We start from the raw sequence: 21,770 nt of genomic DNA, 5'->3' as shown, positions 1-21,770 counted from the left end.
TGCCCGTCCTGATAATCTGCCAGCGGCGACGGGTGGCAACCGTCTTGGACTGGTTGGGCGGGCGGGGTCGGAGGATCAGTCATCATCGAATTCACATTGCTTGAGAACTCCGTGAACGGGGAACACACGTACGCGTGCTACGACCTCACCAGCGATGACAACCTTGTCGATGAGCTTGCGTCAATCGTTCGCGATCTCTATGTTGATGACCTCGCTCTTAGCAGCGCACTGGTGGAGGCGGCCAAAGGACTGGACAGCGTATGCGATGAGTCAGCCATCGCGAAGGTCATCGACGAGGTCGCGATCGCTGTGATCCCGCAGGTCGACCCGCAAAGCAAGGTGCCGAAGCATCTCCAAGTGCCGCGCAACGAGGTCGCTGAGGTTCTCGCACTATATGTGCTCGAACAGATCCACAACTTCAGCGTTCCGTCATCTCGGATCCGGAACAAGGAAGTCTCGGGACTTCCATCACGCGGTCTGGATGTTCTTGGTCTCACGCCGAACTCGGCCGTCGTCCTCACCGAGGTCAAGGCGTCTTCCTCAACGTCAAGCCCGCCGGCGGTCGTCCACACCGCAAGAGATAGCATGCATGCGGAGACTTTGCGAAGACTCAACAACCGAGAGTCGGTTCTGGGTGAGTTGCACTGGGCCCTCAAGCACGCGAAGTCAGAGGCAAGAGAGGCAACGGCCCGTGCGCTCCTCCTGCACGGCCTGTCAAAAGCGCCAACCCCGACCGTCGCTCCGGTTCTCGTGCGAGCCGCCGGCACATACAAGCCGAGCGACTTCGGCAACTTTGCTAATCCCTCAAAAGAGTTCGGACAGTCGCCAATCAGGTTCGCTGTCATTCGGTTACCAGGTACGCTTGAGGACTTCGCGGCGGTCGTGTACGCCCGAGCAGCGGAGCAGGCAGCATGACAGCCTTCACCCAGCTGCTGGTCGATGAGGGCGTCGAAGACGTCGTCCAGGATGCGCGCGAGGAGTACTTGCTTGCACGAGCGCTCGCAGACGAGGTCGGCATTGCGGTCGAGTCCGAAGCAAGTCAGGTGGTGGCGGCCGTAGTAGAGAGCCTGGGTCTTGCGGCTCAGGACGTTGGCGAGCGCGTAAGCCTATTTACCCGTGCTTTTATTCTTCGGCGTGACCGGCCGCTCGCAAGCGGCTTGGACGGACTTCTCGCCGCCGCTTCGCTAGCCGCTGATGGTGTGCTCGCGAACCGTAGCGCGGAGGTGTTGATGCTTCTCCGTGACTACCTGGTGCCGCCGGTTGAACAGCTGGTAGCCGAGTCGGACGTCCTCAGTCGTCGCCTACTCGTGCGAACGGTTCGCGCTTTCGTCCTGCTGGTGCGTCGGTCAGGCGGCTGGGAAGACATCCGCGCAGCCGCGGAAGAGATCTCGCTGCTTCGGCAAGAGCATCAGCGGGCGAGCGAGGCAACAAGCGAAGCATCGACGGTGGGTGCTGCCGAGGCTTTGCAACTCGTGTCGGGTTTCAATCTCGCGAAGATTGTCGATCTCACCGCGACGTTCACAGCCTCAGGACAGCCCGCCAATGTGCAGGTTCAGTTCGAACGTCATGCGGGGAACCGCAACGAGCTTGGTCGATTCGCACCGGACGCGATATTCGGAGTTCTAGGAGATCTCATTCAGGCCGCGGCTGGTCGGATGATACAGACCAGCATCTGGACCGGGACGACGCGGCTGGGCAAGGCGCTTCGTGACTTCGTTGGCTCTGTCGCCTCTCCCGAGAGGCCGAACCCTTTGCTCGAGCTCTGGCCAAGTCAGCGAGCAGCCATCGATTCACACCTCTTGGATCCGGCTCGACGAGCTGTTGTCGTCGAGATGCCGACGTCGGCGGGCAAGACACTCATCGCAGAGTTCTCGATAATCCAAGCGCACGCACTCAATCCCGACTCAACGGTCGTGTATGTGGTGCCCACGCGAGCACTCGTCAACCAAATCACGCAGAGGCTGCGCCAGGACTTCGCGCCGCTCAATCTCGTCGTAGAAGCAGCAGTCCCAGTGTTTGAGCTCGACCCGACGGAAGATTCTTTGCTAAGGAGCAAAGTCGACATCCTCGTGAGCACTCCGGAGAAGCTCGACCTGCTCATCAAAGCGCAACATCCCACCGCCAGCGAGATATCGCTTGTGGTCGTCGACGAGGCTCACAACATTGCGGACGGCGTACGAGGCGCGCGGCTGGAACTTCTTCTTGGTCTCCTCAAGCGCGAGCGCGCGGAAACGCGGTTTCTACTTCTGACGCCTTTCGTGCCGAACGCCGATCAGCTTGCCTCATGGCTGGGAGACGGCACCGAGTCAACCATTGCCATTGACTGGCGGCCAAGCGAACGCATCGCGGTGACTGGACATTGGGTCAAACCACGAGGGAAGGACTACAGACTCAACCTGACTACGGTCGCGAGTGCCGGCAACGTTGATGTCGAGTCCGGGCGCACTGCGTTCGTTGGGAAGCCCAGCACCACGCGTATCAGCTCGAAAGCTGCGACAACTGTTGAACTCGTCGGGTCGCTGAGCGGCCGCGGTGGCGTGCTCGTATTGGCACGCGGGAAGGGGACATCGGAAACACGAGCCGAGGAAATCGCCTCACACCGCGAAGCACGGACAGGGCTGGCCCCGTTCCACCAGGCAGTGATCCACTTCGCAGGCGATGAGCTGGGTGCCGACCATCTCCTGCCCCGACTTCTCGAACGGGGTGTTGCCTATCATCACGCGGGGCTCTCGCATGATCTGCGCTACCTGATCGAGGCGCTGATCGATGGCGGGCACGTCGACGTTGTCGTAGGGACGACCACACTTGCGCAGGGCCTCAACTTCCCAATCAGCAGCGTCATCGTGGAGACCTTAACCCGGACGCAGGGCTACGGACAGCCCTGGAAGGATCTCACCTATTCCGAGTTCTGGAATATCGCTGGGCGAGCTGGCCGGGCGATGCGTGATCCCCTCGGGTTAGTAGCGTTCCCATGCGTGACGAGGTCTGACCGAGAGGAGGTCGCAGACTTTCTCCGCGGCGAAGCTGCCGCAGTAGCTAGTGCCCTTCTCGATGCGACTGCGGCGCTGGGTGACGCCTCCTCCACATTCAACCTTGCTTTCACGCGTCAGAACCCGGATCTTGCGGTGTTCCTTCAGTACCTAACTCATGTCGCGAGAGTTGGGGGTGCTGATCAGACTGCCTCAGAGATCGAGGACGTCCTGAGGTCGAGTCTCGTCTTCCACCAGGCGTCAGATGCGGCAAGCGGCCTTCCGGACGCGCTGCTCTCCCTTGCTCGAGGCTACGTACGTTCAATCGAGAAGGAGGACCGCGGCTTCCTTGCCCTTGCGGATGGCACTGGCTTCAGTCTGGCGTCCGCCCGACTCGTGTACGGACAGACTGCGGCCGAGTTTCCGGAGTTTCGTGCGAGCGAGTTTTGGTCCCGAGAGAACCTCTTCCACAATGACCCGAAGCCTTTGGCAGACGTAATCACCCTCCTCGGAGGCGTTCCGGAACTCAAATTGGGACTCAGCGACTCGCCGGCGTCTTTCGACCCCGCAGTGGTCGCCGGTGTAACCCGTGATTGGGTCTCCGGGGCAGATATGACGCAGATCGCCGATCGCTGGTTCACGTACGGCAACGCAAGCCCCAGCAAACGACTGAGAGATGCGAGCGCATACGTCCACGGAAAATTGGTTGGACAGATCCCTTGGGGCATCGGCGCTATGCAGAAGCTCTTACTTCCGGCCGACGCGACGGAGACAGACGCTGCACACATTCCCTCGTTCGTGTTCTACGGCGTGTCTTCGTGGCAAGCCGTTCTGATGCGAATGGGTGGCGTGCCGCGAAGGCTCGCGCACTCACTTGGCGAATCCTGGGCTCAGGAGCGTGAGGTACCCAACTCGTTCGCTGAGTTGCGTGAGTGGATATCGCGACTGAGTCCGGAGGTCTGGCGAGATGCCACGCCGCAGGGCGCCATGTCAGGTGACGAGGCAGCACTCATCTGGCGATCGCTAACCGGGTCGTCGCCGTCAACAGAGTAAGGGGCTAATCGCCGTCCCACCTGTGCGCATGAAGCTCCCCGCTCGCGTGCGTGATTACTCGCCCCGTCCACTTGGGCGCCAATCCGAATTGGACCGCCGCGAGCTGGCCATGCGCGGGGACTCGCGCCGGGCGCTGGAAGTTAGTTCAGGCTCCAATCGACAGCGTCACGCCCCGGGAACTCATTCTCGCCCGTGAGCGGGTAACGCTGTCGGCGACGCTCGAGAACCCGGCCAAAGCGACGCGATGGTTTCCGCTGACCATCGCAACGAGGATCACTGGAAAGGGTTCTCGTACGTCGTCTCGTCGTCGCGTGGCTCAGGCTCCTCGTGAAGTGGATCTCGGATGCCCGCGCGGTGCCGATTGATGTCAAGGCGGTCACGCTCGAATGGCTGCACACTTCCCTCGAGCATGATCTGGGATGCGCCGTCGATATCGACGGCCGCGTTGAACGCCTCACGAGGTCCGCTTGCTCATCCCCTGTCGACTCAGTCCTGACCACGAGGAGAGCATCGCCCACGAGACGTTGTTCCTGCGTAGGGCGTCGACGAGTCGATCTCGTTCATCGAGCAGGGATCGCTCGGCGCGATGGAGCTTGTCCAGCTGCTTGGAGATGTCGCGAAGGCGGGACAGACCGGCCTGCTGACTCCCCCATACAGTCTCGAGCTCCCGGCGAGACTCTGCGTCGCGCTCGAGTTCGCGGAGCTGCGCGGCGCGCTCCCGCGCTGCGACAGCGGCCTTGTCGTTGGCGTCGCGCTGCCGGCGGTAAGCCTCCCGTCGACGCTCATCTACCTTTGTGATCCGACTTCTGACCAAGCAACATGGTTTACACGGGACCCCAGACATTTCAAGGGGGTGTGAGGTGCACACGGAAAGTGCCTGCGTGCATTGCATCGGTCATATTTTTGAGGCGTAGCCGACGCCGTCTAGGATCGCCCGACTCGATGGCCGGCGTCCACTCGCTCGTTGAGAAGCTCAGCGAGCTCCGGCTCAATCACGCTCGCATAGGCGACGCGACCGAACAGTCGGCTTGGTGACATTACGCCCTCGTGCGAGAAGTGTTCAAAGCCGAGTCGCGAGAAATGGTAGGTCTCGACTAATAGCCGCTGCTTCATCCGTCGAGGCAATCGAGGTCGATCGACATCGTGACCCACGTAAAGTCCGAGAACATAAGGCGAACGTCGCATGAATCTGGTCTTGCGATCGTTGACCGCCCAGCCCTGACCGGCAAGAGTGCGCTGTACGTCGGCGAGCAGCTGATCGGAGACCCCCGCACCAGAGAACGTCAGGTCATCGACCCAGCGCGTGTATGCAACCCCATGCCGCCGAGCGACATCAGCGATCTCATCGTCTGTGAGACTAAAGGCGAGGTTCGAGAGGGCCGGACTCGTGCGATACCCGAGCGGGATCGCCCCGTCGCGGAAGCAAGCGCCTTCGATCCAATCGCATGAGCGGTCGTCGAAGCGCATTCGGAGGTTGTCGACGACTCGGTTGAACGTCACCTGACCGAAAAAGTCCGCGAGATCCAGTGTCAGCGCAGCCCTCGCTCCCGAGTGCACCATGGCTGCCGACTTAGTGCTCTTCGTGCGAACGAATCCGTGTACCGCTGCTGACGGCGCCCACCCCGCAGCAAGCAAGGCGCGGGCTTGTTTGTGTGCTGAATCCAGCCGGCCCGTGGCGCGTCGCGCTTGCCTCCACCTGTGCTTCGTCCTGAAGGATACGACGCGCTCGTTCTTACGGGCCCAGGCGTCCCACTCGGGCGCGCTCCTTGGAGGTAGATCCGCCAGTTGGATTCGAACGGAGAATATCTCCCACGAGATCAAGAGTGCCCTCCGAGGAAGCATATATACCACGGCAGACACCTCTCGCGAGGCATCGCACCGTTTACGGTAGCCCAGCGTCCGCTTGAAGCGGACGTTTCGACGGTTGAATGCAACCGAATCGTCTTCCCCGAAGGGCGCTTCTAACGTTACTCATGCCCGCCCACCTGGCCAAGCACTCCTGGCAGCTCGATGATCGAGGACATACTGCGTACGAAGGCCTTATACATACGGAGCGCGTAATCCCTTCCGTTGAGATGACCGTAGAGCTCAACCGCGCCCGCAGCGCTGTACGAGACCTCGTTTGCAGTGGGCGGACGATGACCCACGTCACAAGTCTCGGATTGGCACCGCTCCATAACGCGTGCCAGGTACTTGAGCGTCGCGTAGAGCAGGTAGTCGGCCATCGCGAGCGCCGAGTCGCCCTTAGGTTCGACCCGCACGTCCACCGTGACCATGGGCCGCGCTTGTTCGAGGATTGCCGCGTATCGTGAACGAGGACTCTGATCTGCCTCGAAGACGATGTCGATGCGCTCGAAATCCCGGTACCGCAGCATGACAACTCGGAGCAGAGCAACAAACAGCAGATCGAAGACCCGCTCTTTCGTTGGGCCGCTCAGCTCGACTGATGAAACCACGTAGCGAACATGACCCTTGAAGCTCGCGCCTCTGTCCAGCTCCGTCAGCAGCGGATCCGCGAACTCCGGTCCGTCCTTCGTTGCGTGCCATCCGTGTGCTATAAAGCCCAGCATTCGGGGAGCGTCTTCAATCCCCGTTCGCGCCAGAATCGTCTGGCGCACTCCGTGCAACCGATCTTGGAGGCTGGCCAGGCCGTCGATCGACTCATATACCGCCCCACCAACCCCGTAGATCCAGCGTCGATCACACTCATCGGCCGGCGGTCCGCCGATCTGGCTGCAGCCTTCATGTGCCAGGCAGACAGAGACGACAGACTCGTCGAGCTTCAGGTGAACGACAGTCACAATCCTCCCTCAGCCAAGCGTCGCGGCAGCCCGATCAGGTCGGGCTAGCTCACGCGGCTACCCCTATTGTCAGCGCCTGCAGGGGTTTTCAGTAGTACTCCCGCACATATCCGAGCGCCTTTTCAAACACGTCGGTGTCGCGAATCTTGAACTGCACATAAAGCGTCTGCCGCAGTGCCTTACGCACCTCCTGGTCGCCGGCGATGGTCGACTGCCACCCATCGAATCGGACTGCCCGCACAACCTCATCGATCCGGTCGACGACGTTCGACACGATAATCGGCGTCTCGTCGCCTTTGAGAGCCTCGAACAGCTCCGTGAGCGCAGCCTTGCCCTTTTCTTCGCGCGGGATCTCGTTCTCGGCTTTCTCCGCGGCGACGGTGTCCTTCGCCAGCTCGAGGAGATCACGGAGGAAATCGAGGCTGGACTGCTGGATGTCCGCGTACTTCTCACGCAACGCGTTGAGACGCTGTCCGAGTTCGATGAAGACCGGGTTGTTGAGGTGCCGAGCGATGCGCGCCGTGATCTGCTTCTCGATCTCCGCGGGTGAGACATCCTTGCGCTTGCCAGTCATCAGATCTTCGATCGTCTGCGCGTCGAGGACGATTGTTTCATCGCCCCGCGGGACCTCAACGTGGATGCTCTCGTTGATCAGCTCGATCGTCTTCGCACCCAGCGCGTGCCACACCAACCGCCCAGTGATGTCGGCCGGCCGGACCGACTCGTAGACATCGGTGAGCCACTTGTAGTCGTCCCGGAACTCCTTGAGCATCGGGTCGGGGCTGAGCGCCTCCCACAGCTGCGACACGACGCTGTAGGCCAAGCCGAATGCATCCTTGACCCCATCGGCGGCGATCGCGGCCTGCGCCTGGATGAGACCCTCGTAGCCGCCGACGGTACGATCAACGCCAGGGAAGAATGAGAGCGCCGCTGTCATCGCCGGTGCCAGTTCGGCTTTCAGTTCCTCGATGTTCGTGATCACCTGCTGTACGGCGGCCTCGTCGAACGCGAGGGACTTGGCGACGTCGTCGAAGATGCCGAGGTAGTCGACGATCAGCCCGTACGTCTTGCTCGGCGGGTACACCCGGTTCGTGCGGGTGATCGCCTGCAGCAGCGTGTGCTCCTTGAGCGGCTTGTCGAGGTACTGCGCCTGCAGGATGGGCGCATCGAATCCGGTGAGCAGCTTCGCAGTGACGATGATGATCTTCAGGGGATCGGCCGGATCGTTGAAACGCGCGACGATCTGCTCGAGTTCGTCGGCCCCCGGGGTCCAGCGGGCCCATGAGGCGGGATCGGTGCGCGATTTGGACATCACGATGGTGGATGCCTCATGCGGGAGCATCGTGTCGAGCGCGTGCTTGTAGGCGACGCAGGATGCCTTGTCGTAGGCCACCAGCTGGGCCTTGAATCCCTCTGGCTCGACCTTCGTCCTGAAGTGCGTGACGACGTCATCGGCGATCTGCCGAATGCGATCCGGCGCCTTGATGAGTACCTCGATGGATGCCGCCTTCTTTGAGAGCGTGATCTTCTCACCCTCGGTCAGGTTGCGCTCCGAGGCCAGTTCCTCGAAGGCGGCGTCGATCCTCTCCTGGTCGAGGTGGATTTCGCTCAGCCGCGGCTCGAAATGGAGTGGGAGGGTGGCGCCGTCGCGGATCGAATCCTGGAACGAGTACCGCGACAGATATCCGCCTTCGTCCTCGGACGATCCGAACCACATGAACGTGTTGTGATCGCGCTTGTTGATGGGTGTGCCGGTGAGACCGAACAGGAACGCGTTCGGCAGAGCCTCGCGCATCCGTTGTCCGTAGTCGCCCTCCTGCGAACGGTGGGCCTCGTCGACCATCGCGATGATGTTCTGGCGGTCGTCGAGCACGCCGTCGATCTCGCCGAACTTGTGGATCGTCGTGATGATGATCTTGCGCGCGCCTTGGCTGAGGAGGGTCTGCAGCCCCTTGCGGGAATCCGTCGAGACGAGACCGGGCACATCGGACGCGTTGAACGTGCCCGTGATTTGGGTGTCGAGATCGATCCGGTCGACGACGATCAGAATGGTGGGATTCGTTAGCGCGGCCGTCGCGCGCAGTTTGAGCGCTGAGAAGACCATGAGCAGTGACTTGCCCGACCCTTGGAAGTGCCAGATTAGGCCCTGCTTGACGCGCCCGTGCAGAACGCGTTCCACGATGAGGTTCGTCGCCTGGAACTGCTGGTATCGCGCGATTACCTTGGTCTTGCGGTGCTTCGCATCGGTCGCGAATACGGTGAAGAACCTCAGGAAGTCGAGAACGGATGCTGGTGCCAGCACGCCTTTCACTGCGTCCTTGACAACCTCGAGGCTGATTTTCGCGGGCGCGTTCGGAACGGCCTCCTCGCGCCACGGGCCCCACAGCTCGACCGGCATGCCGACCGAGCCGTAGCGGAAGTCCTTGCCCTCGGTTGCGAACGACAGCACGTTCGGCACGAAGAACTGTGGAACGCTCGCCTCATAGTCGTCGTGGATTTGCGCGGCCGCGTCGATCCACGAGTACGCCGCACGGATCGGCGTCTTCGCCTCGCCCACGACGAGTGGGAAGCCGTTGCACCAGAGCACCACGTCGAACCGCTTGCCCAGGCGACCCAGCTGGAACGTGACCTCGGTTGACACGATCCACTGATTCGACGAGTCATCGTTCGGGTGGTCGAAGTCGATAAGGCGCACCGTGGTGTGCTCGCCGTTCGGACCGAACGGCATCGACTTCTGACCCGTCAGCCATGCCATAAACTCTTCGTTCGCCACCACTGGATGCGGGCTGGTCCGCGCCGAGATCAGGATCGCGCGCAGCGCGTACACGACCTCGTCCGCCTTACGGGGATCCGCAGCAATCTCGGGGTTGAGCCTGATCAGCGCGGTAGTGACGAGCCCCTCGAGCAGTACCTCATCTGTGCGTCGCGGCAGCTCACGACCCTGCATGAACGGGATGTCGGGCATCGCGATCAGATCGCGGACGAAGTCACGGACGGTGTTCGCCTCGTTGAACTGCCCCATCAGTTGCCCCCGAAGATCTCTGCGAGAGTCGACCGCTTGAGTGCGTCCAGCGCGTCGAGTTCCGACTCCACCGATGCCAGTCCGGCATCGAACGACAGCAAAGTGGCGTCGAGTTGTGCGATGGCTGTCCCGCTCAAGTCCGGCACTGGGCCGGCGAGGATCTTCGCCTGCGAGATGTTCTTCGCCTCCGTCCCGTTGACGGCCTCTCGGACGTACGCCCTGTAGGGGGCAGACGTGAGTGCCGCCAAGAGAACCCGACCTGGGTGTTGAGCTCGCGGGACTAGCCGCAACGTCTTGTCGCTGAGCATAAGGTTCGGGAAGTCCCGAGCTACGAGGCAGGGGCGCGCGACGTTGTCCACGACAGCATTCGCGCGCGTGACAAGGACGTCGCCCCGACGGACGATGTCGCCTGGGCGAAAGTCCGCAGGGTCCAGCAGCCGCTTGTTCTCGGTCGGAACGAAGACATCACGGCCCACCGCGCTGACCTTAAGCACGCCGAACTCGCCCTGTCCGGCTGGTTCTGCGGCTGCCCGCGGGCTCCTACCGGCATCAATTCTCTCGACCCATGCGGACAGGCGAGTCTGTGGTGCGGACACAGCAATGGACTCAAACTCCCGCATCGAAGTCGAGGTCAGTTCTGAAGCGAGCTCCGCAACAGACTCCCTCGACACCTCAATAGCCCAGAGCAGGTCAGCCATGCGTTTCTGCTCTTGGAGCGGCGGGAGTTCGAATACGAAGTTGGCAAGGTCGCGCCAGTTGGTGCGCGGCGACAGCGACCCAGCGGAGGTGCCCAGCGCGTGATCGAAGAACGGCTCGGACTGTACCAGGAACGGCAGGAACTCGCCGAGCACCCGAGTTTCGTCCGCTTCGAACGTGTAGATGTCGCCAGAGCAGACGGCGTCGAACTCAGCGCAAGCGACCTTGCGCTGGTAGGCGCGGCGCTTGCCGAACAGCGTCTGGCCCGGTCGTACGCGGCGAGTGAACGTGGTTCCGTCGGCGACGCCGCCCCAGCGGGAGATCTTGAGTTCGCCCGGATCCAGGTGCTCCATCGCGATGACCCGGTCGATGCCGCCGGCTGCGGCATCCTTCACCGTCTCATTGACGTTCCGCACAACATGCCCGAGCGTGACCCGCTGCCAGTTGGATTTGTCGAGGCTGAGACTCATGCATTCACCTCCGCACGAAGCAGCGCGAGCACACCGGAGATTGCATCCTCCGAGGCATCCGCCGCCTGCCGCCAGCTCGCGAGCGCGTCGGCCACGTCAATCTGCTCTTCCGCATCGGCGGCTTTCGCGCCAGCGACGTACAGCGGGATCGCAAGGCTGTAGCCCTTATCGGCGATCTCGCCGAGGGTGGCAACCGCCGCGAACTGCGGAACGTCAGCAAGACCTCGGTACGCGTCGAGGATCTTCGTCTGATGTGAGGTGCGCAGAAACGACTGTGCCTGCTCGCGCGCGACCTCGTTGACAGCGTTGATGAACAGCATCTTGCCGCGGTGCGCAGCGGGCTTGGTGGCGCGGAGCGTGATGACGACGGCCTCCATCGGCGAGTTATAGAAGAGACCCGCGCCGAGCCCGAGCACGCATTCGATCAGGTCGGACTTGACGAGGGCTTCGCGGAGCGCGGCCTCTTCGCGGCGGAAGAGCACGCCGTGTGGAAAGAGAATGGCGGCGCGACCGGTCTCGGGGTCGAGGCTCTTGGCGATGTGCTGGAAGAACGCGTAGTCAGCGCGACCCTGCGGCGGTACTCCCCACAGATTGCGGCCGTACGGGTCTTTGGCGAAGGCATCCCGATTCCATGCCTTGATGGAGTACGGCGGGTTCGCGAGCACGACGTCGAACGTGCGCAGCCCGCCCTTTGAGTCGAGGAAGGCGGGCCGAGCGAGCGTGTCGCCGTGCACGATCTGCCCGTCGGCGATGCCGTGCAAGAAGAGGTTCATGCGGGCGATGGCCGAGGTCCCATAGTTGAGCTCTTGGCCGTACAGCTTGAGGTTGCGCCACTCCTTACCCTGGCGCTTCACCTCGGCTGCCGTCGAGATGAGCATTCCGCCGGTGCCGCACGTCGGGTCGTAGACCGACTCCCCCGGCTGGGGCTCGAGCATCAGGGTCATCAGGTGCACGAGAGTGCGGTTCGTGTAGAACTCCTGCGCGGTGTGGCCCGAGTCGTCGGCGAACTTCTTGATGAGGTATTCGTACCCGTTGCCGAGCTCGTCCTCCGGCAAGTTCGCGATCGACAGCGTCTGCGTCGAGAAGTGCTCGATCAGGTCGGCGAGCGTCGAGTCCGGCAGCAGGTTCTTGTTTCCCCAGTCCCCATCGCCGAACACCCCGGGCAGCGTGTCAGGGTTGGCGGACTCGATCGCCCGCATGGCTCGCAGCACGGTCGAGCCGATGTTGTCGGTCACCTCGCGAACGTCGCGCCAGTGGCATCCGGTCGGAATCGCGAAGCGATGGTTCTCGGGGAGGTCGGCGAGCTCTTCATCGCCATAGGTGTCGAGCGCCGCCGCGTGCTCTTCGTCGTAGACATCCGAGATGCGCTTGAGGAACACCAGTGGAAATATGTACTGCTTGTAGTCGCCGGCGTCGATGAGTCCGCGCAGAATGACGGCGGCGCCCCACAGGTAGTTCTCCAGCTCGCGCTGGCTGATTCGGGCGGTCACGCGCTCAACCCCCACTTCGCGAGCTCCGCTTCGAGGGCCACTCGGCTCTGCCTCGCACGCTCGTGCGCCGCTTCGAGGTTCGCGAGGGCGTCGACCAGGGTGATTCTCTCGCCGGTGTCGGCGGGTGCCACGTACAGCGGGATGTTCAGGTTGAAGTCGTTGCCCTCGACCTCGGCGAGATCCGCAACGTGTGCGCGACCTTCGACATCCGCAAATCCGCGGTACGCGTCGAACAGCGCCTTCGCATGCTCAGGCTCGAGGGTGTTTTGGTTGCGACCTTTCTTCATCAGATCTTCACCGTTGATGAATAGCACCTTGCTCGCTTGATCGGCGGGCCGCTGGTGGCGCAGGATCAACACGCAGGCCGCGAGACCCGTGCCATAGAACAGGTTCGGTGCGAGACCGATCACGGCTTCGACCTTCTTTGCCTTGAGTACGTGCGTGCGGATGCGGGCCTCGGCGCCCGGCCGGAACAGCGCACCATGTGGCAGCACGACCGCGACCCGGCCGGTGTTCGGGTCGGCCGATGTGAGCATGTGCTGCACCCACGCCCAGTCCGCGTAGCCCTTCGGCGGGACTCCGCCGAGTTGGTTCCTTCCCCACGGGTCGCTGGCCCACTCGACGTCGCCCCACGCCTTCAGCGAGAACGGCGGGTTGGCTACGACATTGTCAAACCGTGCGAGCCGGCTGCCCCTGTAGAACGCGGGACGGCGCAGGGTGTCTTCGCGAACTACTTTGAAGTCCTCGACGCCGTGCAAGAGCAGGTTCATGCGCGCAATCGCCGATGTCGCGAGCACCTTCTCCTGGCCGTAAAGCTTGCCCCAGAGCGTCTTCGGGCTGCCGCCGGCTTCCTTTACGTGCTCGATGACTTCGATGAGCATGCCTCCCGTACCGCAAGCGGGGTCATAGACGCTCTCCCCCTCTTGGGGATCAAGGATGTTCACGAGCAGACGAACCACAGAGCGCGGCGTGTAGTACTCGCCAGCCTTCTTGTTGGACTGGTCGGCGAACCGCTTGATGAGGTACTCGTACGCGTTGCCAAACACATCCGGCCCGACGTTCGCGTTACTCAGCGTCTTCGTCGAGAAATGCTCGATGAGGTCGGCGAGCTTGCGGTCGGGCAGTTTGTCCTTATTCGTCCAGTTCGCATTGCCGAAGATGCCGTACAGGGTTTCGGGGTTCGCCTTCTCGATCTCGCGGAACGCCGTCTGCAGGGCGGTGCCAATGTTTTCGGTCTTCTTACGGACATCTGCCCACAAGTTTCCGTCGGGGATCGCGAAGCGGTGATTCTCGGCGAACGCCGCGAACTCGTGGTCGCCGCCGGACTCTTCGAGCGCCTGCTCGAACTCTTCGCGGTAGACGTCGCTGATCCGCTTGAAGAACATCAACGGAAAGATGTAGGCCTTGAAGTCGGCCTGGTCAATGCTCCCGCGGAGAAGGTCGGCCGCTCGGGCGAGGTACTGCTCCAGCTCGGGAAGCGTGACCTTTGCGGTCATCTAGTGGATCCTTTCGGAGTGGGGCAAGCGTGAGTCCGTGCCGCACGGCCGTCAGCATCGTCTTTGCCAGGCTATCGGCGGCGGCAGCGGCATCCACACCGGGGTCTCTGGCGAGTCGCGCCTCACGGACTATCGCCCGCTGTGCACGAGCTTCGCGCCGAGCGTGGCCACACCGTACTCGAGGGCCCGCGCATTCCCCTCGAGCGGCAGGGCATGGACGTGGACATCGATGCCTGCCGAGGGAATCCGGAGAATGCGGGCGACAGCATCGCCCGACACGTAGATCAGGTGTGCGGTGGGGACGTTAAGCGCGAGCGCGTATGCGACGGCCTGATAGACATCCCCGTTGGGCATGGCGCCATTTCCGCTACCGAGCACCTTGTACTTTGTGTCTGCAACCGTTACTGGAGCGCCGTCACGCGAGATGACGATGTCAGGCCGCAGGGCCACCGATCTGTCGGTGTCGAACCACCGGCCCCGATCTTGCGCGGTGACATCGAGCCCGATCTCCGCAAGATTCGTCCGAAGGCGATTGGCGATGTATCCCTCGAACACCAGCGCCATGTCGACGAGGAACGTGCCTCCAACCGTGGCTCCATCCCGGTGGGTCCAAGACACCGCCTCCAGAATCACGCGTGCCAAGCGAAGAGGCACGGTGTAGTGCTGGTTCAGCCGATTGGGGCGGACATCGGGCAGTGGCAGTCCGCGGGGAAACGACTCCACATCTGCGAAGAGGATCTGCACGGCGGTGAAGGCAGAGCCGAGCACGTCTGCCATTCCCTCCAGCCGGGCGAGCACGCGCAGCGCCGTCAGCAGGATCCGGTTCTCATCGATGTCCTCGGTGAAATCGTCAAACTCGATCTCGACGGGGAGCGGGATGCCGGGTCGCTTCGCGAGCTGACGCGGGATGTCCCACCGACCGCGCACGACCGCGGCTGACTCCTGCACGCTGCGGTAGCCCTTCAGCAACCCCCGTCGCGTCGCCTGTTCGACCGCGACAAGAAACGCACGTGCGATGGCCGTCGGGATCGAGTTGTCGCTGCCGCGCTCTACGTCATCGGCACCAAGACGCAGCTGAACTCCTCCCAGCGAGGCCATGAGGACGATGTTCTCGAGCGGCGTCTTTGGTGCCACGTGGAGTTCACAGCCGCTCACGACGGCCACTCCGACCTTCAGGACATCAGTTATCCGCCAGCGCCCCGCGGTCGAAGTCGGGGTGACACGACAGAATCCAAGATCCTGCAGCTCCATCGCCTGCGCGAGCGTCAGGTCGACGAAGCTCTCACCCTTCTCCCTGATGTAGGCGCGCTCGGGCATGGCGAGATCAGGACGCCTCAGAGGTGGTTGATTCGCCCGATTCGATGGTGTCCGCCGTCGACGATATCGGCTGAACTGCCGCGAGCAGCGAGGACAGCGAGAAGCGCGATGCGACGTCGACGTCCGTGCCCAGATGACGTTCTTCGAGAAGCGGCAGAAGGTTCTCGGTCCAGATCGCGTGAAGATCCTGCACAGAGAGATCGTCCGAGCGAAGCAGGTAGCTCGGACCGATCCGGTCCTCCCGATCTCGGATGCGCGAGTTCAGTTCGGCGAACAGCGCGGGCAGCGGGTGCGTCTGCGGATGCTCTCGCACCCAGCGATCGAGGATCCCCGCCACAGGTGGCACCTCGGGGTGAAGCTCGAAGAATGAGAAGCGCCTCCGCATCGCCGAGTCGAGCAGGGCGATGGAGCGGTCGGCCGTATTCATCGTGCCGATGATCAGCACGTTAGGGGGCAACTCGAACGTGTCGCCGCCGTCGGTCCCGGACCCGGCGTAGAGCAGATCGATGGCGTCACCGCGGTATTCGAGCAGGTAGTAGAGCTCGCCGAAGACCTTCGACAGGTTCGCCCGATTGATCTCGTCGATGAGGAGCACGTGTGCGACATCCGGATCCCTGCGTGCATCCTCGGCGATGCGGCTCAGCGGACCCCTGGCAAGTTCGAAAACAAGCTGTCCGTTCTTCTCGCGCGGACGGTAGCCCGCGAAGAAGTCCTCGTAGGTGTAGGAAGGGTGGAACTGGATGCGACGCTGCGCCTCCTGGCGACCGTCGGTGATCGCCTGCGTCAGCGCTTTCGCGACGAATGTCTTACCGGTTCCCGGGGGGCCGTAGAGGATCACCTGGCCGCGCCGATACAAAGCGTCGAGCACGCGTGTGATCCAACCGGCGTCCAGGTTGAGCTCGTCGCTCAGTAGGGCGACATTGATGTCCGCTGGCCGGAACCCGCGTGGATCGGCGACGGCGTCATCACCCTCATCCGCTTCCACTGGGTCGACCTGGAGATTGATCGGCGCCTCGGGATGAGCATCCGGGTGCCATCGATCGCGCAACGGGCTCTTGTAGAAGCTGACAGGCTTGCCAGTCTTCGCTTGGAGCGCAAGAACGATTCGCCGCAGGTCGTCGTCGGCGTCGTCGCCAAATTGCCCACCGATCTCGCCAATGAACGCCTCGCGGATGCGATGCCGGTGGTCCTCGGACACGATCGGCCCAAAGAATCCGGGATGCACGAGGTACATGAGCGAGTATCGCTGAGTCGGGAAGGAGTCGCCATCGACGGACAGCACGAACGAGCGCCATGCTCGTGGGTCGTGGAGCACCCGCTCTTGCTCGTCTGCGTCGAGGTCCACCCACGCTTTGGCGAGATTGACGATGATCGTGACCGCGTGATTGATGCGCGACATCATCCCGGTTCCGGGATTGAAGGCGCCACCTCCGAAGGCTTCGTCGAACAGGGTCGGGATTGAGACTCCATGCTTCATCAGCCGAAGAACGGCCTCGACCTTCTCCGTCTTCTTGGCGTGGCCCATGACCGTAGAGATGGGCAGGATCTGCAGCGCAACGATCTCGGCCATGAGGAGTTTGACCGCATCGGTCTCGTCTTCGAGCTGAACGGCGAGGTTTTGGACGAAGTTGGCGCCCTCCACCCGCGGCGCGCCTACCCACTTCGAGTGGAGCGCCGATACCGTGGCGGTGTCCCACACGGAAAGTCCCGGGCTGAACACCGACCCGCCGCTCTGAAGACCTTCCTCGACCCACGCCCGCGAAGCAGCGAGGATCTTCCGTTGCGCACTATCTTCAGACACCCACGCGGTCGCGAGAGCGTCGCCGATGCTGGCGCGCAACTCAAGTCTTGAGGCAGCCGTTCGCTGTTGCGACTCTGCGAACAGCTCGTCACCCGCAAACTCCTCGAGTGCTCGTAGTCCCGAGTCAGTAATGGCCCATCGCCCCGAACCGTCGGGGTGCTTGCGCAGCCAGCCCGCGTTCACGAGGTCAGAACTGGCGAAGCGCCAGTCCGTCTCGCCTCGACGCAGACCGCGGGTGTTGATCTCGGACTCGTATTCGGAGAGGGGTACAGAGCGTTCCGCGTCCTCCCAGATCTCGCTGATCGGGACGTACTCGCCCGGCGCCGCATTTGACGCGAGATGTTCGAGCGCTGCACGCGCCCGGGCGGCTCGACGCGATTGTGCTTCTGCCACGTGCCCTCCTGAAGCTCTGCCGGCTTCGAGTCTACGAAGTGGGCCATCGCTCGCACGGCCGGCTCTCGCGCCGCTAGCGCGCTGCAACCCGAGAGAGCAGATTGCTCAGCTTTTCGACAAGGCAGATTTCGCCCGAAACGCTCGATTGTGGCGCTCCCAGACGCCCCGCGCAGTCTGTTGCAGACGGCAATTTTCGGGGCGCCGAAATTTCAGAATGCGGGCAAAAAGCGGGCAAAAACGCATTCTGAGTGGTCTGACCACAGAAGAAATAGCCGGTCAGAGCCAAAAAGAGACTGTGCCCCTGGAGGGACTCGAACCCCCAACCGTTTGCTTAGGACGCAACTGCTCTTCCATTGAGCTACAGAGGCTGGCGGAACGAGTCTATCCGCCGACGACGAAGGCCCCGGTGCGTATGCACCGAGGCCCGTCGACAAGCTTCAGGTCGTTACGCCTGCGCCGCGAGGGCGAAGCGCACCGAGCCGTCCTCGTTCATTTGCGCGTCGAGGACCTGGTCGTCCAGCGCCGCCTGCGCGGTGCTGTCGAGGAAGACGCGAGCGCCATCCGCTTCGACGACAGCGTCCGCAGGCTCGGGCTGCGGGGCCAGCGTCAGTTCGAAGCCGGCGGTGGGAGCCTCGGCTCCGCGGATGCGGATTCCTGCGGCCTGGACGTCGGGGGTGCCTGCGACCACAGCCTTGACGGCGGTGGCGGCGTTCTCGGTGAGAGTGAGCATGTGCTTCTCCTTCCGTGGTGGAGTCAGCCACGCTTCCGAGAATCGAGCGCGGGCGCAAGCGAGAGCGCCGATACCCAGGGTTCTCTCACGAAACACTCACGCGACACCGAAGCGGCACAGTTTGCTATTGCGCGGCTTCGTACGCTTCCATCACCGACGCCGGAATACGACCCCGCTCAGAGACGGAGTATCCGTTGTCTTTCGCCCACTGCCGGACGGCGGTGTAATCGGTCTGTCCGGTACGGCGACGCTTCCGGGATGCCGCGGATTCGGCCTGCCGACCGGTCGACACCGAGCGGGCGGCATCCACATATCGCGACAAGGTCTCGCGGAATTCGGCGGCATTGTCAACGGTCAAATCGATCTCGTATGCGACGCCATCGAGGGAGAAGAGGACTGTTTCGCCTTCGCCGACCTCGAGGACGGTTCCATCCAGGTCGTCGACAAGTTGGTGCACAATTTTTCGGGCCATGGTCACACATTATTGGGTGAACAAGACGCGAAAGGCGCTGCACCGACGAATTAGGGCTTTTCAGGGGAGAAGACCCGCGCGACGCGCCTGCGTCACCGCGGCATGGCGGGTCGAGACATCCAGTTTCGCCATGGCCGATTTCAAATAGGACTTCACCGTCGCTTCGCGAAGCCGCAGGGTGTCGCCGATGACAGCATTGGTCTCACCGAGAGCCGCGCGGGCGAGGACATCGATCTCCCTGGGGGAGAGGTGGATGTCGGTGTTTGCCTTGTTCGTCTCGTCGTACGTGAGGGCGGCCAGCCGCTGCTCGACGCGCGCCAAGCGTTGGCGCAGTCCGTCGTCATCCACTCCTGCGGCGATGCTGCGCAGTTCGGCGTAGCTCTCGCGGAGCTCCTCGCGCGCGGCGGCGGGCATCGCAGCCGCGGGCAGCTGCGGAGGAGTGAAGGTCTCGAGTCGCCGGGCCACCTCGTCGCGGACGCGAAGCTCGGTTGCGAGCTCCTCCGCGACCTGGAAGGCGGGGCGGGCGATGACGTCGCCGACGCGGCGTTCGCCCCACGATCCGCAGTAGATGACGCCCCGCGGCTTGCCTGACACGAGCACCGGTACGGCGAACAGCGTGGCGATGCCCTCGCCGAGGATGGCGCGGTCGTAGTCGTGCGTGATGCTGCGCGAGGTGCGGTAATCCAGGGCGAGCCGCGGCCGCTTCTCGACGTACGCGCGGCCGCCGAGTCCCTTCATCGGGTGGACGACAAGACCCTCGAGGTAGCGCGTGCGGGCACCGGAGATGGCCGACACATGGATCGCGTCGTCTCGCGAGAGGCCGCCGAAGGCAACGGGGAAGCCGGTGCGGCGAGTCAGATCTCCCACCGCACGGGAGACGAGTTGCACGTCGCTCGGAGCGTTCGACGAACCGACCACGAACTACCTACTTCCGGGGGTGACGGCTGCGTCGCCGCCTTTCGTAGCGTCGACCATAGCAGGCGCTCTCCGACGACGGCGGGCGTCTTCAGTTCGGGACCGGCGCGATCAGCGCCCAGGGATTGTGTGCAAGGAGGCCACATGTCCGATCGAAGCACCGAATCCGCCCCGCCGGGTGGAATCAACTACGTTGCGGTGGAGGAATCGCCGCGTTTCGTTGAATTGAAGAAGCGGCAACGCAGCTTCATCTTCCCCTTTGCGATCGCCTTCCTCGTCTGGTACTTCGCCTACGTTCTGCTGTCGTCTTTCGCGGTGGACTTCATGTCGCAGCGCGTCTGGGGTGACATCACCGTCGGCCTGCTGCTCGGGCTCGGACAATTCGTCACCACCTTCGGCATCACGATGCTCTATGTGTCGTTTGCGAACAGGAAGCTGGACCCCATCGCCGAGGAGATCCGCGAAGAACTCGAGAAGCGAGAGGCGGCCGGAGCATGAACGACTTCTTCTCCTCCGTCGGGTCGGCGGTCAGTGCCGCGGTCGACACCGCCGAGAACAATCCGATCCTGAACATCTCGATCTTCGGGGCCTTCGTCGCGGTGACGCTGTTCATCGTCATTCGCGCGAGTAGGAACAACAAGACCGCCGCCGACTATTACGCCGCCGGCCGGTCTTTCACCGGGCCGCAGAACGGATTCGCCATTTCGGGCGACTATCTCTCCGCAGCATCCTTCCTGGGCATCTGCGGCGCGATCGCCATCAATGGATACGACGGCTTCCTCTATTCCATCGGCTTCCTCGTTGCGTGGCTGGTCGCCCTCCTGCTGGTCGCCGAATTGATGCGCAACACCGGCAAGTTCACGATGGCCGACGTTCTCTCCTTCCGCCTGAAGGAGCGCCCCGTCCGCATGGCGGCGGCGATCACGACCCTCGCGGTGTGCTTCTTCTATCTGCTCGCGCAGATGGCGGGAGCGGGCGGACTCGTCGCCCTGCTCCTCGGCATCAACGAGGCGGTGGGGCAGTCGGTGGTCGTCGCCGTCGTCGGCGTCATCATGATCGTCTACGTGCTGGTGGGCGGCATGAAGGGCACCACCTGGGTGCAGATCGTCAAGGCGTTCCTGCTCATCGGCGGCGCGCTCATCATGACGATCTGGGTGCTGGCGATCAACGGCTTCAGCCTGAACACGCTGCTCGAGAACGCCGTGGCCGCCTCGGTCACCGAGCCCGCCGACGCGATCCTCGGCCCGGGCCTGCAGTACGGCGGAAACCCGTGGGACTTCATCTCCCTCGCGATCGCTCTCGTGCTCGGCACCGCGGGCCTCCCGCACGTGCTGATGCGCTTCTACACGGTGCCCACCGCTAAAGAGGCCCGTCGCTCGGTGGTCTGGGCGATCTGGCTGATCGGCCTGTTCTACCTGCTCACCCTCGTGCTGGGTTATGGCGCTGCGGCGCTCGTCGGCCCGGAGCGGATCGCCTCGGCGCCCGGCGGGGTCAACTCGGCCGCGCCGCTGCTCGCGCTCGAGCTCGGCGGTCCGCTGCTGCTCGGCTTCATCAGTGCGGTCGCATTCGCGACGATCCTCGCCGTGGTTGCGGGGCTCACCATCACCGCGGCGGCGTCGTTCGCGCACGACATCTACGCCAACGTGGTGAAGAAGGGCAACGTGCCGCCCGACGGTGAGGTGAAGGTCGCTCGGCGCACCGTCATCGTGATCGGCATCCTCGCCATCCTCGGCGGCATCGCGGTGCAGGGTCAGAACGTCGCGTTCCTGGTGGCGCTGGCGTTCGCGGTGGCGGCGTCGGCCAACCTGCCGACCATCCTCTACTCGCTGTTCTGGCGGAACTTCACCACGCGCGGCGCGGTGTGGAGCATGTACGGGGGACTCGCCGCCGCCATCATCCTCATCGTGCTCTCGCCCGTCTTCTGGGGATCGGAGACGAGCGTGTTCAAGGTGGGCACCGCCATCTGGCCGCTGAACAACCCCGGGATCGTCTCGATCCCGCTCGGGTTCTTCCTCGGCTGGCTCGGGTCGGTCACCTCGCGGGGCGGGGAGAACCGCACTAAGGCAGCTGAGATGGAGGTGCGTTCGCTGACCGGCTTCGGTGCCGAGAAGGCGACGAACCACTAGGGCGTCTTCGATCCGGATG

16 protein-coding genes and 1 tRNA gene are annotated in these 21,770 nt (G+C 63.2%); 4 read left to right on the top strand and 13 right to left on the bottom strand.

Going from position 1 to position 21,770, the window contains the following annotated elements:
* The first annotated feature begins 96 nt into the window (after nucleotides 1-96).
* Both FBY40_RS13210 and FBY40_RS13205 read left to right on the top strand, forming a co-directional pair.
* A complete protein-coding gene (locus FBY40_RS13210) occupies nucleotides 97-915 on the top strand; it encodes a hypothetical protein (RefSeq protein ID WP_141939274.1) in 819 nt (272 codons plus the stop codon).
* Entirely contained in the window at nucleotides 912-4,022 is a 3,111-nt protein-coding gene (locus FBY40_RS13205) for a DEAD/DEAH box helicase (protein WP_141939273.1), read from the top strand. The genes FBY40_RS13210 and FBY40_RS13205 overlap by 4 nt, the downstream gene beginning before the upstream one ends.
* A 454-nt stretch (nucleotides 4,023-4,476) precedes the next feature.
* Here the strand turns inward: FBY40_RS13205 and FBY40_RS13200 are convergent, their stop codons facing one another.
* The 13 genes from FBY40_RS13200 to FBY40_RS13140 form a co-directional block, all read right to left on the bottom strand.
* Entirely contained in the window at nucleotides 4,477-4,836 is a 360-nt protein-coding gene (locus FBY40_RS13200; protein ID WP_141939272.1) for a hypothetical protein, read from the bottom strand.
* A gap of 110 nt (nucleotides 4,837-4,946) precedes the next feature.
* Complete coding sequence (locus FBY40_RS13195; RefSeq protein ID WP_268815545.1) at nucleotides 4,947-5,864, bottom strand: reverse transcriptase family protein; 918 nt, start codon at nucleotides 5,862-5,864, stop codon at nucleotides 4,947-4,949.
* 125 nt (nucleotides 5,865-5,989) lie between these two features.
* Nucleotides 5,990-6,823, bottom strand: a complete 834-nt coding sequence (locus FBY40_RS13190) for a hypothetical protein (protein ID WP_141939270.1) — start codon at nucleotides 6,821-6,823, stop codon at nucleotides 5,990-5,992.
* A gap of 88 nt (nucleotides 6,824-6,911) precedes the next feature.
* The gene (locus FBY40_RS13185) at nucleotides 6,912-9,845 is read right to left on the bottom strand and encodes a type I restriction endonuclease subunit R (RefSeq protein WP_141939269.1); all 2,934 of its coding nucleotides are present in this window, start codon (nucleotides 9,843-9,845) and stop codon (nucleotides 6,912-6,914) included.
* Nucleotides 9,845-11,011, bottom strand: a complete 1,167-nt coding sequence (locus FBY40_RS13180) for a hypothetical protein (RefSeq protein ID WP_141939268.1) — start codon at nucleotides 11,009-11,011, stop codon at nucleotides 9,845-9,847. Before FBY40_RS13180 ends, FBY40_RS13185 begins: the two co-directional genes overlap by 1 nt.
* Complete coding sequence (locus FBY40_RS13175; protein ID WP_141939267.1) at nucleotides 11,008-12,501, bottom strand: type I restriction-modification system subunit M; 1,494 nt, start codon at nucleotides 12,499-12,501, stop codon at nucleotides 11,008-11,010. Before FBY40_RS13175 ends, FBY40_RS13180 begins: the two co-directional genes overlap by 4 nt.
* Nucleotides 12,498-13,997 carry a type I restriction-modification system subunit M gene (locus FBY40_RS13170; RefSeq protein ID WP_141939266.1) on the bottom strand — a complete coding sequence of 500 codons (1,500 nt, stop codon included), beginning with the start codon at nucleotides 13,995-13,997 and terminating at the stop codon, nucleotides 12,498-12,500. The genes FBY40_RS13175 and FBY40_RS13170 overlap by 4 nt, the downstream gene beginning before the upstream one ends.
* Before the next feature lie 129 nt (nucleotides 13,998-14,126).
* The gene (locus FBY40_RS13165) at nucleotides 14,127-15,314 is read right to left on the bottom strand and encodes an McrC family protein (protein WP_141939265.1); all 1,188 of its coding nucleotides are present in this window, start codon (nucleotides 15,312-15,314) and stop codon (nucleotides 14,127-14,129) included.
* A gap of 7 nt (nucleotides 15,315-15,321) precedes the next feature.
* Nucleotides 15,322-17,508 carry an AAA family ATPase gene (locus FBY40_RS13160; RefSeq protein WP_141939264.1) on the bottom strand — a complete coding sequence of 729 codons (2,187 nt, stop codon included), beginning with the start codon at nucleotides 17,506-17,508 and terminating at the stop codon, nucleotides 15,322-15,324.
* Between the two features lie 296 nt (nucleotides 17,509-17,804).
* Nucleotides 17,805-17,876, bottom strand: a tRNA-Arg gene (locus FBY40_RS13155).
* A gap of 77 nt (nucleotides 17,877-17,953) precedes the next feature.
* Nucleotides 17,954-18,238 (bottom strand): Fe-S cluster assembly protein HesB, encoded by a 285-nt coding sequence (locus FBY40_RS13150; protein ID WP_124293736.1) that lies wholly within the window; start codon nucleotides 18,236-18,238, stop codon nucleotides 17,954-17,956.
* 124 nt (nucleotides 18,239-18,362) lie between these two features.
* Nucleotides 18,363-18,710 carry a histone-like nucleoid-structuring protein Lsr2 gene (locus FBY40_RS13145; protein WP_141940191.1) on the bottom strand — a complete coding sequence of 116 codons (348 nt, stop codon included), beginning with the start codon at nucleotides 18,708-18,710 and terminating at the stop codon, nucleotides 18,363-18,365.
* A 60-nt stretch (nucleotides 18,711-18,770) separates the two neighbouring features.
* Nucleotides 18,771-19,598, bottom strand: a complete 828-nt coding sequence (locus tag FBY40_RS13140) for a LuxR C-terminal-related transcriptional regulator (RefSeq protein WP_235014880.1) — start codon at nucleotides 19,596-19,598, stop codon at nucleotides 18,771-18,773.
* A 171-nt stretch (nucleotides 19,599-19,769) separates the two neighbouring features.
* On the opposite strand from FBY40_RS13140, the gene FBY40_RS13135 reads away from it, so the two are divergent.
* Entirely contained in the window at nucleotides 19,770-20,123 is a 354-nt protein-coding gene (locus tag FBY40_RS13135) for a DUF485 domain-containing protein (protein WP_141939262.1), read from the top strand.
* Entirely contained in the window at nucleotides 20,120-21,751 is a 1,632-nt protein-coding gene (locus FBY40_RS13130) for a solute symporter family protein (RefSeq protein WP_141939261.1), read from the top strand. Before FBY40_RS13135 ends, FBY40_RS13130 begins: the two co-directional genes overlap by 4 nt.
* Nucleotides 21,752-21,770: the final 19 nt, after the last annotated feature.

Source organism: Microbacterium sp. SLBN-154 (genome assembly GCF_006715565.1).
Taxonomy (GTDB): Bacteria; Actinomycetota; Actinomycetes; order Actinomycetales; family Microbacteriaceae; genus Microbacterium.
Note: the sequence above shows the minus strand (reverse complement) of the source record. Positions and strands in the feature narration are given on the sequence as shown.